The organism is Bryocella sp. (genome assembly GCF_058498515.1).
Genome location: NZ_JBMHYI010000031.1, coordinates 1 through 13,198 on the forward strand (window position 1 = coordinate 1; position 13,198 = coordinate 13,198).

Annotated in this window: 8 protein-coding genes and 1 pseudogene; 3 read left to right on the forward strand and 6 right to left on the reverse strand. The window is 59.5% G+C overall.

What is annotated here, in order from left to right:
- The 4 genes from AC5E6W_RS09380 to AC5E6W_RS09395 all read right to left on the reverse strand — a co-directional run.
- On the reverse strand, window positions 1-272 hold a 272-nt coding region (locus AC5E6W_RS09380), incomplete at its 3' end, for an amino acid permease (RefSeq protein WP_491752026.1).
- On the reverse strand, window positions 262-1,767 hold the full coding sequence (gene argH / locus AC5E6W_RS09385; protein WP_491752027.1) for an argininosuccinate lyase: 1,506 nt from the start codon (window positions 1,765-1,767) through the stop codon (window positions 262-264). The genes argH and AC5E6W_RS09380, both read right to left, overlap by 11 nt.
- Before the next feature lie 26 nt (window positions 1,768-1,793).
- Entirely contained in the window at window positions 1,794-4,793 is a 3,000-nt protein-coding gene (locus tag AC5E6W_RS09390; protein ID WP_491752028.1) for a TonB-dependent receptor, read from the reverse strand.
- A gap of 217 nt (window positions 4,794-5,010) precedes the next feature.
- Window positions 5,011-6,282 (reverse strand): ROK family transcriptional regulator, encoded by a 1,272-nt coding sequence (locus AC5E6W_RS09395; protein ID WP_491752029.1) that lies wholly within the window; start codon window positions 6,280-6,282, stop codon window positions 5,011-5,013.
- 98 nt (window positions 6,283-6,380) lie between these two features.
- On the opposite strand from AC5E6W_RS09395, the gene AC5E6W_RS09400 reads away from it, so the two are divergent.
- Both AC5E6W_RS09400 and AC5E6W_RS09405 read left to right on the forward strand, forming a co-directional pair.
- Window positions 6,381-9,206 carry a PIG-L family deacetylase gene (locus AC5E6W_RS09400; RefSeq protein ID WP_491752030.1) on the forward strand — a complete coding sequence of 942 codons (2,826 nt, stop codon included), beginning with the start codon at window positions 6,381-6,383 and terminating at the stop codon, window positions 9,204-9,206.
- A gap of 117 nt (window positions 9,207-9,323) precedes the next feature.
- Complete coding sequence (locus AC5E6W_RS09405; protein ID WP_491752031.1) at window positions 9,324-10,574, forward strand: ComEC/Rec2 family competence protein; 1,251 nt, start codon at window positions 9,324-9,326, stop codon at window positions 10,572-10,574.
- A 228-nt stretch (window positions 10,575-10,802) separates the two neighbouring features.
- Here the strand turns inward: AC5E6W_RS09405 and AC5E6W_RS09410 are convergent, their stop codons facing one another.
- Window positions 10,803-11,711: a hypothetical protein gene (locus tag AC5E6W_RS09410; RefSeq protein WP_491752032.1), complete on the reverse strand. Its 909-nt coding sequence runs from the start codon at window positions 11,709-11,711 to the stop codon at window positions 10,803-10,805.
- Window positions 11,712-11,813: 102 nt separating this feature from the next.
- A complete protein-coding gene (locus AC5E6W_RS09415) occupies window positions 11,814-12,782 on the reverse strand; it encodes a ligand-binding sensor domain-containing protein (protein WP_491752033.1) in 969 nt (322 codons plus the stop codon).
- 145 nt (window positions 12,783-12,927) lie between these two features.
- Here AC5E6W_RS09415 and AC5E6W_RS09420 point away from each other — a divergent pair.
- A pseudogene (locus AC5E6W_RS09420) lies at window positions 12,928-13,198 on the forward strand (transposase); the annotation flags it as partial.

Genomic DNA, 13,198 nt, shown 5'->3' on the forward strand with positions numbered 1-13,198 from the left:
TTCTCGCCGTACAGGTGCTTGAGGTAGGCGTACGATCCGCCAGCCTCGGGATAGGCCGTGCCAAGCTCGGCCCACACCATGCCGTCGCACAACGAAAGCGCCGCGCCCAGCAGCCAGCCCAACATCGCCTGCGGCCCGCCCATCGCAATCACGATCAGCGGCAGCGTGAGAAACGGCCCCACGCCCACCATGCCAATCACGTTGATCCCCAACGCAGAAAGCGTCGAGATACCACGGCGAAGCTCCGGCTGAGGCAAAGAACTAGACGGCATCGGGATGATGGAGAAGAGCGTTACTGGCAGCGACAGTTCGCTGCTCCGCTGCAGCAAGGTCTGCTTCCACGTTTGTCAGCCAGTTCCCATCACGCTGCAACTGGTGACGTGCGCGAGCGATCTCCGGCTGCAGTGCTTCCAACGCCGGACCACCGGGCACGCGGCGCACGGCAACAAAGTTCGCCGCACTGAGAGCAGTAAGCACCTTCTCGGAGGAAACGTTGGCGGCTCGTTCGGGCCATGCTGCAAGCTCTGTCTCAACGAACTTCGCCAATGCATCGCGATCATAGCCATCCGGTAGCGAACGCACCGCGCGGCTCACAATGCCGTGAGCTTCGTGGAAGCTCATCCCGGACTCGCGAACCAGAGTATCTGCCAACTCGGTCACGGTAAGGAAGCTCCCCTCGGCGGCCTTCGCCATGCGGTCGAGACGAAACGTAGCCTCAGCCAGCGCTGCGGAGAGCAGTTGAACCGCATGCTCTCCATCTTCAAGCGCATGGTATGCCTCTGGCTGCAACGGATCCTCCGCGTCGTTCATGTCGGCGAAGGGAGTGTTGTGCAGACAGCCCAGCACGGACTGCGCGCGCGTCAAGGCGCGGCTCGCGAGGATGCGCACATGCTCCAAGGGCACGGGATTGCGCTTCTGCGGCATGATGCTGCTGATCTGCACGAAGCCATCGCTGAGACGAAGATAACCGAACTCCACGGTGCTCCACAGCAGAAGGTCTTGCGCAAAGCGTCCGAGGCTGACCATCGCCGTCGCCAGCACGCTGCAGGACTCCGCGAGGTAGTCAACAGCAGCGATCGCACCGTAGGAGTTGGTCTGCAAGCCTTCGAAGCCCAGTAGGTCCGCCGTGTAGTCGCGATCGATCGGAAAGCCCGTCGTCGTAATCGCGCAGGCGCCGAGCGGACATCGGTTTACGCGACCATACGCGGAGCACACGCGCTGCGCGTCCCGTTCCAATATCTCGACGACAGCCATCAAATAGTGACCGAGCGTCGTCGGCTGCGCAGGCTGATTGTGCGTGTATGCCGGCATCAGCGCTGCGCGATGCTCTTCCGCGAGCGCGACCAACGTGCCACGAAGCTGAAGCTGGGCACCGAGAAATTGAAGCAGCCGCTGCCGCATCAGCATGCGGTACATCGTCAGATCGATGTCATTGCGGCTGCGCGCTGTGTGCATCCGCTCGGCGGCATCGCCTGCCACAGCGATAAGGTCACGCTCCACAAGAAAGAACAGATCCTCGAAGGTGCCATCGTAAGGAGTGGCGAGGATCGAAGGGATATCGAGAGCATCCAGAGCGCGCAAGCAAGCGGCAGCATCCGGAACGCTCATAATTCCCTGCCACGTAAGCATGAGCGTATGAACGCGCTCGATGCGCAGCAGAGGCTCAAGAAAGTACTTCTTCGCGTCCGCAAAGATGGGTGCGAGAACCGTGTCGCGATAGACCGGCGCCGGAAACGCCGGTCTATTGCTTTGTGAAGGATTCTGCATTGTGATGATTGCTTCCGTCCTGGTTGTTAAAACTGGATCTTGGCGCCGAACTGGAGAATGCGAGCTTCCAAGACGGAGCTGACGGGGGCTTTGGTGGGGCCTGTCGTGACTGTACCAACCGGGGAGGATCCGCCGGTAGAGGTGACGACAGTGGCAGTGGTATTGATGCTGGTGACGTTGGTGCGGTTGAAGAGATTGTTGGCCTCGACGAAGATCTGCGGGCTCACACGGTCCCAGTACTTACCGAAAGAACGAGTGTAGCGGGCGTCGTACTGATAAACCGCCGGAGCGCGGAGCGAATTGCGGCCAACGAAGAGCGGACGACTGGTAGCGGTGGAGTCGCCGTTCAGCGAAGCGCTGACTGTCTCGTTCTGGGTATCGCCGCTCATCAGGTTCCCGAGCAGGGCGAAGTTATTTCCGGTAGCGAAGCCGTTCGCGAGCTTGTTGCCGAGGTGAAACTTGGGATCGTAGACCAGGCTGAAGGCGCCAGCATTAGGGTGGTCGACGCCCGAGCGGCTGCGGTCGCGCAGCGGGTTGCTGGGGTCTTCAACCGATGCCGAAAACTCGTAGCTGTTGGCTTCGGGCGTGTTGCTGATGGAATGCGACCACGTGTAGGCCGCATTGAATTCGATCCCCCACGCGATACGGTGCAGGTAGCTGACGGTCAGGGCGTTGTAGGAAGAGTTCGAACCAACGTCGATCAGCGTGATGTTGTTGTACTGCGGAAAGAGGCGGGTGTTTGCATTGATCGCGCTGGAGTAGACCGGGCGACCGTCGGCGAGAGGAACAAGAGGCGGCACGTTGGGGTTGATGAGGTTCATGTTCCGCAGGAACTGCATGTTGCGTCCATTGGTCAGAAGGTAGCCCACGGTCAGAGAGTCGCTGTTGGAGAGCTGCTGCTGAACCTGCAGGCTCGCGTTCCAGGTGTACTCGTTCTTGAAGTTCGGCGTGAGAGCCGTAATGCTCTGCGTTCCGAGGCAAGCTGCGGGCACCTGATTGGGACTCTGGGGGAACTTCGGCAGGCATTGCAGCTGCTGAGCAGTGGGCGGTGTCACCGGAGCGGTCTGATGAGTGTTGTAGCCACTCTCCGAGGCGATGAAGGAACCGGAGCCGGCTGCACCGTTGTTGTAGAGCGGGGTGTACCAGGTGTTTGTGGGAGTGGCCTCGTAGTACATGCCGCTGTTCACGCGGACCACGGTTTTGGGGAAAACCTGCCATGAGATGCCCAGCCGCGGAGCGAAGTCGCCGAGCGGCGTGCGGAAGTTCTGCGTATAGAGGAAGGGCTCGCCCGCCGGAGGCGTGGGAGCGCGGTATTGGTCATAACGCACGCCGTAGGAGACCAGAATCGTCTTGCGGAACTGCCAGGTATCCTGCGCAAAGAAGTCAAAGAAGATGGAGTGATAGGCCGCGCCCGGCTGGCCGATGCTGGCCTTGACGTTGCTATAGCCGATGGTGGCGTAGGGATTGGTGGGTGTGCCGCCGGCCTTGGCGTCGATCCAGTCCTGGATGCTACCGAAAGTGTACTGGGTGTAGACGTCGGCGAGCTGGGTGTCGAGGTTCTTCTGGAAGCCGACGCCGTACTTGAAGGTGTGAGTGCCCTTGATCCAGGTCACGTTGTCATTGAAGGACGGAATCTTCTCCTGGTACTTGTCCGCCACACCGTTGGAGCCACCGAAGTTGGCGATGCCGGAGATGGTGATCATCGGGCCGGGACCGGTCAGAGGATCAGCCACATGATGCTCATTGCGATACGGCCAGGATCCACGGAACTCATTGAAGAGGTTCGGCGAGAACGTGCTGATCAGCTGCGCGCCGATGATATGCGCACGGTCCTGGAAGTCCGACGCGGACGAGATGGCATACAAGCCGCCGATGTTGGTGTTGAAGGGATAGTTGTTGCGGAAGTAGTTGTAGCGGACGAAGAACTGGTGCTTCGGCGTGATCGCCCAGTCGCCACGTAGATCAAGCCACTGCGCGCGCTGCACGCTGGCCGCCGAGCCAAAGTCGCTGGCGCTGACACCATTGGCGATAAGGAGCGCCTGATTGGGCTGGGTGATGGTGATGGCCTGGGGGTTGGCACGCTTCAGGTGCTCGTACGCCACGAAGAAGAAGAGCTTGTCATGCAGCACCGGCCCACCGACGCTGCCGACGAAGTCGTCGACGTGGAGGCTGGGCTTGGGAGTGTTTGCGAGGGCGCAGTTCTGCAGAATCGGGCACGCGCTCGCCGCCTTCGGCCTCCAGATGTACTGCGCGAGACCGTGGTACTGATTGGTACCGGACGGCGTGATGACATTGAAGGTCACACCCGCCGTATTGCCAAACTCCGCAGGAGCGCCATTCGCAATGGTCTGGATCTCGCTGGCATACGAGTCCGAGATGGCAAACAGGCGCAGGCCATAGCGGTCGGTCTCGGTATCCACCATGCCGTCGAGCTGGTAGTTGATGCGGTCCACGAGACCGTTCGTGTTTACGGTGCGTGGGATGCCGTTTTCCGGGTTCGGATGGCCGCTGACCGCCGGCTGAAAGAGCACGAGGTTGTAAGGATTCCTCGAGGTCAGCGGAACGTTCTGCGTCTCCTCGGGCGAGATGGTGCGGCCCACCGTGAGGCGGCCGGGCTCCAGGATCGGAGTCTGCGTGTCGACCTCAACCTGCGTCGCCACCGAGCCCGCCTTCAGATGCTCGTCGATCACGATCTCGGCGCCCGCAGCCAGGCGGATGCCGCTCTTGGTCAGTGGCGCGAAGTTGGTTGAACTGGCGCTGACCGTATAGTTCCCCACCGGCAGGTCCGGCACAACGTAAAGGCCATCCGTCCCGCTGGTGACGGTACGGGTGTAGCCGGTATCGATGTTCTTGATGGTGACGCTGGCTCCGGTGATAGACGCACCCGTGCTGTCGGTCACCAGGCCACGGATGGTGCCGTTGATGGACTGCGACTGCGACCAGGCCACCGGGCTCGTCATGCTGCCGAGGGCGGTCGCCATCGCGACGGCGAATACGGAGTGGCGAACACTGCGAAGGTTCGACAAGGATTGCCTCCTGAAGTTGCCATCCGTAGATGGCGATGACCTGAATACGACTACTGTCGACTGCCTGTTCCTACCAAAAACTTAGTAAAACGTGTTTACGAAGTTACCCTGGATGCGATTCCCGACGTTTCGGTTAGTAACAGCTATTTAGAAAGTAGTGATTGGACCGAAGGATAGCCCAACGTGACAGGGGCGTCAATATGAAATCACCAGAAGATTAAGACAGCAGCTTCATTTCGCTGGCAGCGAGGCTCACAGAGATGGCGCCATGCAGCTGCGCCTGCGGCCCCAACGAGCTCTGCCGGAGGGCAGGTCGCCCGAATTCATTCTCCGCCAGCAGCTTGTCTGTCGCTCGACACAACTCAGCGTGCGACCCCACTCCGCCTCCCAGGATGACCATCTCCGGGTCCAGTACCAGCGAAAGCTCACTGATGCTGTGCGCGAGGATTCGCGCTGTGTATTGCACCACTTCGCGCGCCAGCCGATCTCCCTCTGCCGCGAGGTCAAAGACCTCGGAAGCGCGAAGACGCCGGAGAGCAACATCCGTGGCCTTGCCTCGCTTAGCGAGCAGGCGATGCCACTCTTTTTCGATAGCCAGTCCGCCGATGATGCGTTCCAGCTGGCCGACAGCACGAATGCGCAACGGCTCGCGCGGCTGCCCCTCAACGCTCATGTAGCCGATCTCACCCGCGCTCCAGTTCGCCCCATGATGCAGACGATCGAGCAGAAAGATGCCAGCTCCCACGCCCGTTCCCATCGCGATGAAGACGAAGTTGGCCACGCCTTTCGCCGAGCCCCGCCAGTGCTCCCCGACGGCAGCGAGATTCGTGTCATTTTCCACCGACACCGGCAGATCCAGCCGCTCCTCCAACATCGCCCGCAGTGGCACGCCGTTCCAGTCGGTCAGGTTCGGAGCCGAGATGACGACGCCGGTCTCCACGTTCGTGATGCCCGGAGCTCCGGCCGTCAGGTGGAGCACCTTGCGCATCGAGCCGCCAATCTCCTGGCAGCAACATCGCAGGCCTTCATGAATCAGGTCACACACCGCACGCGGTGTCCGCTCCTGCTCCGTGAACTGGTGCGCCCATTGGGTCACGATGCGGCCATTCAGATCGGCGAGCACCATCCGCAGGCGCGTTCCCCCAATATCTACGCCCGCAACGTGACCATGTCCTGCATGGAAGCGCAACATCTCCGGAGGCCTGCCTCCGCTCGACTCTCCTTCTCCGAGATGCTCGATGAGCCCGAGAGTAGCCAGGTGCGATACCGCGCTCGACACGGTAGGCGCACTCAGGCCCGACAGGCGAACGAGCTCCGCCTTGGAGCAAGGATTGTGTTCCCGGATGAGCCGCAGCAAGGCGCGGGCGTTCACCTGCCGCAGGTGCGACGGCCGCGAAGGCTGGGGTTCGGAGCTGCCACTGAGCTCGAGGACGGGAGTGGCTGGATTCTGGACGCGCATCGTTTGGGAGGGTGTGGGTTCGCAACTCATGATACAAGGGCTATCTTAGTAAACTTTACAAAGTTGTAAAGCCCATGGTATTCCTTAGCCACACTTTTTTTCTACTTCGCTGACTGGAGTGACTGGGCATGCCTTCCTCTTTTCTCCGTACCTCGACCGCCGCGCTCGCGTTCTGCGTGGCAGGATCCCCTGCGCTGGCTCAGTCCGCGCAGGCGATTCCATACGCGCAGCAGAATATCGCCGCGCGCCCGCTGCCGCTCGATCGAGGCTCTGCGGCTCTGGAGCAATCCCTGCGCAGGCTCCGCACGCGCGCCAGCCTCGCGATGGTCGTCGCTCATCCCGACGATGAAGATGGCGGAATGCTCGCCTACGAAAGCCGTAGCCAGGGCGTTGACACCACGCTGCTCACGCTCAATCGAGGAGAAGGCGGTCAGAATGACATGACTTCCGACTACTGGGACGAGCTCGGCATCCTCCGGACGGAAGAGTTGCTCGCCGCCGGCAACTACTACGGCGTGCATCAGTACTGGACCCGCGTCGCGGACTTCGGATTCTCGAAGACCATCGAGGAAGCCCTGAAGACGTGGGGCGAACAGCGCGTGCTCTATGACGCCGTCCGAGTGATTCGCATGACCCGCCCTCTCGTCGTCACGTCGGTCTTCGTCGGCAACGTCTCCGACGGCCATGGACACCACCAGGTTGCGGGCTACACAGCGCAACAGGTCTACAAGCTTGCCGGAGACCCCAACGTCTTTCCGGATCAGATCAAAGCCGGTCTTCTCCCCTGGTCGCCGCTCAAGGTCTATGCACGTGTGCCGTTCGCACGCGTCAACGAAAAAGGCATCTACGACTATGCAACGGGCCACTACGCTCCAGTGCGCTTCCGTAACTACGTCGACGGCACATGGATCGAAGGCGTACCCAAGGCCAACGTGGAAGTTCCCGAGGGAAGCTACAACCCGCTCTTCGGCGAGAACTATTTGCAGGTCGCACGCGAGGGTTTGGACCAACAGAAGTCGCAGAACGGCGGCGTGGCCGTGCCACTGCCACGCCCCAGCAGCAGCCCGTACCATCTCTATGCCGCGCGCTTTGCAACCCAGCCCACGGAAAGCACCTTCTTCGATGGCATCGACGTGAGCCTTGAGGGCATTGCCTCTTACGCTCCCGCTGCGCAACGAGGAGCGTGGAGCAACAAGCTGCACGAACTCAGCGCGATCATCGAAGCTGCCTCGGAGCAGTTCGACGCGACGAAGCCCGAGTCCATCGCTCCCCTGCTTGCCAAAGGATTGGCCCAGACCAACGCGCTGCTTGCCGAGCTGGCGAAGAGCACCCTCCCCACCGAAGCACGCTACAACATGGCGCACGAGCTCACCGTGAAGCAGGTGCAGTTCAACGACGCGCTCGCGCAATCGCTTGGTCTGTCGCTCATCGCAAACACGACGGAGGGCAATGGCCCTGCGCGCCCCGGGCCCTTCGGCGACATGTCCACGCAGTTGGCGACCTCGCAGACAGTCGTTCCCGGCCAGACCATCGACGTCGATGCGCACATCGCCAACCAGAGTTCGGAAGCCATGACGTTGAGCAGTGTCGACATCCTCTCTCAGGCCGGCAAGGACTGGGCGATCACGCCAAAGGGTGCGACCTCAGGCGATTTGTCCGCAGGCGAAGCGCGAGACCTGGGCTTCACCGTCAAGGTGCCCCTCGATGCAGAGCTCACGCGCCCCTACTTTGCGCGTCCTGAGTTAGAGCAGCCTTACTACGACATCCGCGATCCCCGTTACCTTAACCTTCCTACCTCGCCCTACCCTCTGCTCGCGATAGCCTCGGTGAAGTACCACGACGTCACGGTGCGCTTGAACGGTGTGGTCCAGACCGTGCAACAGCAGAACGGCATTGGCCCCGTGATGCAGCCGCTGCGCGTGGCTCCAGCCATCTCGCTGAGCGTGACGCCGCAGGCCGGCATCGTTCCGCTCACTAGCGCGGCCTTCGCGCTTGAGGTAAAGCTCCACTCCAGCGTCAAGGGAGGTGCGAAGGGAACGTTGAAGCTCGACCTTCCCACTGGTTGGAGCTCCAGCCCTGCGGTCGCCGACTTTGCCACTACGCGCGAAGGGGAGGAGCGTAATCTGTTCTTCCGCGTGCAACCCGGTCACGTAGAGCAGAAGCCTTATAACATCACAGCGGTCGCTGAACTCAATGGCGTCCAGTACAAGGAAGGCTTCGAGACCATCGGCTACTCAGGCCTCCGCCCCTACGTCAGCTACAAGCCCGCAAGCTATCGCGCCACCGGCGTCGATGTAGCGACTGCTCCTGGCCTCAAGGTCGCGTACATCATGGGCACCGGCGATGATGTCGGGACTTCTCTCGGGAACCTCGGCGTACATCCTACGTTCCTCTCCGCACAGGACATCGCCAGCGGCGACCTCTCGAAGTATGACGCCATCGTTCTCGGCATCCGCGCCTACGCCGCACGGCCTGAGCTCAAGACCTTCAACAACCGCCTTCTGGAATACGTGAAGGACGGCGGCTCGGTGATCGTGCAGTACCAGACGCCCGAGTACGACCACAACTTCGGCCCTTATCCTCTGACCCTCACCACGGATCCTGAGAAGGTCGTCGAAGAGGACTGCAAGGTGCAGCTATTGGCCCCCAACGACCCTCTCCTCAACTGGCCCAACAAGATCACCACGAAGGATTTTGATGGCTGGGTCGAGGAGCGCGGTCACGGCTTCCTTCGCGAGTGGGACTCGCACTACATCACACCCACCGAAATGCATGACGTCGATCAGGATCCTCAGAAAGGTGGTCTGGTCTATGCCCGCTATGGCAAGGGCTACTACATCTACATGGCTTATGCGTTCTTCCGCCAAATGCCCGAAGGTGTTCCCGGCTCGTTCCGCATCATGGCCAATCTGATCAGCGCCTCGAAGAACCCCCAGCTGACGACGGTAAAGTAGTATTTCGGTCACACACCTCGCCGACAGCTTGCAATACGGCTGTTGGCGAGGTTCGTTTTCTCTTCCCTTCCGACCGTAACATTGCAACTGTCACTGACCACGTCGATAGGAGGTTGAATGGTCCCGCGCCGACGTTTTCTCCGCAACTCGCTTGCTCTCGCAACCGTGGAAAGTCTTCCCGCAAGCCTCCTTCGAGGCGAAGCACCCGAAGCCAAGGTCCTCCCCGCATGGAAGCCCGGTGTGCTCGAGATCCATCAGATCGCTACCAATCGTGGCAATAGCGCATTGTTGATCCTGCCCGATGGCACCACCATGATGATCGATGCCGGTGCGATCTATGGAACGACGCCGTATCTCAGCGATCCGCTCCCTTCGGCCCTGCATCGCCCCGGCGAATGGATCGGCCGCTACGCAAAAAGGCGACTCGATACCAGCGGACTCACCTCGATCGATACATTCCTTCTCACGCATCTCCATGGCGATCACATGGGCTATCTCGCGCCGGAGTGCCCCGCCTCGCCGGACGGCAGTTATCGGCTGACCGGTGTCTCCGACGTGGCCGCCATCGTCCCGATACAACGCTTCGTAGATCGCGCGTGGCCCGACTACGCCTATCCCCTGCCTGCCGATGCGGACTTCCAGAAGAACTATCGCGCGTTCCTCAAGGCGCAGAGCAGCGCCGGCAAGAAAGTCGAGCGCTTTCATCCTGGCGTCAAAGCCCAATTCACTCTGCAGCACAACTCCGCCGCCTACCCAAGCTTTGAGATCCGCAACCTCATCGCCAACGGAGAAGTCTGGACTGGCAAGGATAAACAGACCAGGCAGCTCTTCCCAGAGCTATCCACTCTCAAGCCTGCGGACTATCCCGCGGAGAATCCCTGTTCCTGCGGCATTCGTCTGCGCTATGGGAAGTTTGGATACTACACCGGCGGTGACCTCACCAACGATACGAATTACGGCCGCGATCCCTGGCGCGATACCGAATCCCCGGCCGCCGAAGTATGTGGCCCGATCAGCGTCGCCGTCACCAACCACCACGGCTACTTCAACGCCAATGGCGATCGCTACGTACGCGCGCTACAACCCAAGGTCTTTGTCATTCCCACGTGGGATTCCGCACATCCGACAGTGAATGTCCTGAACACTCTATATTCCAAAGCCATCTATCCCGGAACTCGCGACGTCTTCGCCACCGGTGTTAAACACGAAAATCGCATCGCCAATAAGAAGACTGATGATCTCAAGTCACGGACCGGGCACATCGTTATACGCGTGGAGCCCGAAGGAGAGACCTTCTCTCTGCACATCCTCTCCAACACCGATGAGACCGACACGGTAACAGCGAGCTTTGGCCCTTATGCTGCCTGAAGGATGAACCCAAAGTCCTTTGCGATCCACTAACGCTATATCTCACGCCCCCATAGAGCACTGTTGACGAACTGGCGACTGGCACACTGCTGTCTGCCCACATGCTCCACCCCGCCGGAAGCGTGTCCCTGATCTGCTCCCGCTTCGCCTTTCTAGCATCCGCTAATGCACCTCTTTGGGCCCAACTTGATCGTCGCCGTCACGATCAGGAGACATCCGTTTGCCACGTCATCGGACGAAGGGACCGTTCGAGATGTCTGAAAGCAGGAATAAGTGATTCCGACGCCTCCTCGATCGACCATGGCTCCCCAACGTCACTTGTGGACCTGGGTCGAAATCGATGCTTGTTGAAGCGAAGCCGTCGTTGCTGTCCAAGACGAGGCGATCCCTAGGCAGCGCCACGGGCGTAGTCCACCATTGCTTGATTTCATCGGCCAAGAAACGAGTGAGCCCACAACGACTTCCGATCCAAAGGTCTCCTTTCGCATCGAAGCTCCATGAAGTCAGATCGGCGCAAAGGCCAGTCTGAAGATGATCGATTGTTCTGATGTCCGAGCCTCGTATCAGCATCAGGTTGCCCTTGGCCCATACATACATGGTGCCATCTGGGCCAAGCAGCATGTCGCGTGGATGATTCTGGTCAAACCACTTATTCTGAAGTGGTTCAAAACGTCCATCGTTGAAGTGGCCAACGATCCCAGAGCTTGTGAGGATCCACAATCCTGCATGTTGGTCCGGCTCCATGGCCCAGACCTTTAGGTTTGGCGAACCTGCAAGCTGTTCCGTCGAATTGCCTGGTTCAATCCGGTATAGGTTCAAATCCGGGTAAGCGGTAAACCATATACTTCCATCACTACTCTCCCGGAACCAATTCACGATGAACAGAGATCGGCCTTTGGCATCGGTGATCAGCGTGAAGCGGCCGTCTTTATAATGGTATACGGAGTTGTCAATGCTAAGCCAAACATTGCCGGAGCGGTCTTGAAAGAATCCGAGTAACGATCGTCCTGGCAGGCTAGAGTCTGGAATAAGCCTAATAAGGTCTCCGCCTCGAATGATGTTGATACCCCCATCGGTCCGAGCCCAGACGCTTCCGTCATGTGTGACGAGTACCTGGTTAGTCTTGTCGGAAAGCATGTGTTGCTGCTTTGTGTATTTAAGGATGCTGAGGTCGTGAAAGCGGTCGAGCCCTTTCGTGGTGGTGCCCCATACATTACCTTCTCTATCCTTAAAATCCCTTTAACTGCGTCCACTGACAGCCCATCGGCAGCTAACCATGTGCTCCACCCGACCACGGTGAGTTCGGTAAATGCCCTTGCGATAAGTGCCTATCCACAGCGTGTCATCACTGTTAGTCATCATGCAAGCGACTTCGAGATCTTCACTCTTGAAATCCGGAAGCCGCAGATTCTCGAATTTACCATTTCTGAAATGCTCGAGCCCCAGATCGCGTCCGGTGTAGAAAAAGCCACCCCAGAGGCCTCCGTGTTCATCCGAATTCAGCGAACCGCTTCCAAGTCCCTGCGTTCTCTTCAGAGCGTCAATCGGATAATTTATAACGCCATGTGGGCCATAGGAGGTCAAACCCTTGGTGTCTAGTGTCCAGATGTTGCCGGCTTCATCACGAACAACGGAGCGTGCATCGCTGTTGACAAAGCCGTCATTCGCACCGAAGCATCGCATCTCGCCAGAACTGACGCGGCACAGAGGGAAGTGCTCAAGGCCCCTTTGACGCACGCGTGCCACCCAAACCGTCCCGGGATCGCCTTCGGCGATTTGGGCAATCCATGCCGGCTTGTCGCGACGGAAATCCGTAAGTGTGCGTCCATCCCAGTGCTGCAGGCCCACACTTGTTCCAATCCATAGGCTGCCATCTGAAGCACCCAATAGACTCGTGACCGGGCCTAAGACAGGCGACTGTCCTGTCGCATCGTGCCAGGGGGTGAATTTGACGCCATCAAAGCGCAATAGGTCCGAGTTGGTTCCGATCCAGATGTAGCCGTCTTTTGTTTGAGTAATTGCTGTGGGAGGGGCGCTCAGCAAGCCATCTTCAAGTCGCCACGCCGTGTGAGCATATTGTGAGATTGGAGTCTGCGGGTTGACGGCGTGCAGAAGACCGGGACAGACGAAGAGAACGGCTAGAACTGCCGCCATCCAGGAGACCCATCGTTCGCGCGCGACCTCAGTCATCGAATGGCTTTTGTCCATGTGGCGGGCTCGTTCTCATCTAAAGGCCCCTATGAAATCCACTTGGTCAACAGTCTAAACTCAACAGACGATTATCCTGATGCAGAAACGGGCGATCGAAAAGTCACCCATTCGGGTGACTTAACAAGCCCGCATGGATCAGGACCATCATCGTCAGTTCCTGAAGTTCTGTGGCCTCGATCTCTCGACTCAACAGTCAGGCCAGTTCCGCGGTACCACCAAGCTGTCCAAGTACGGCAACGCACGGCTGCGCTGCGCCTTCTGGATGGCTGCCACCGTGGCCGTGAGGCTGAGAGAGAACAGTTTCCGAGACAAGTTCGATCGATATCTCCGGCGTGATCCTGCCAGTGCCGACCGCAAGCGTATGGCGTATGTCGCAGTCGCCGCGAAGATGGCTCGTGTGGCCCATGGGATCA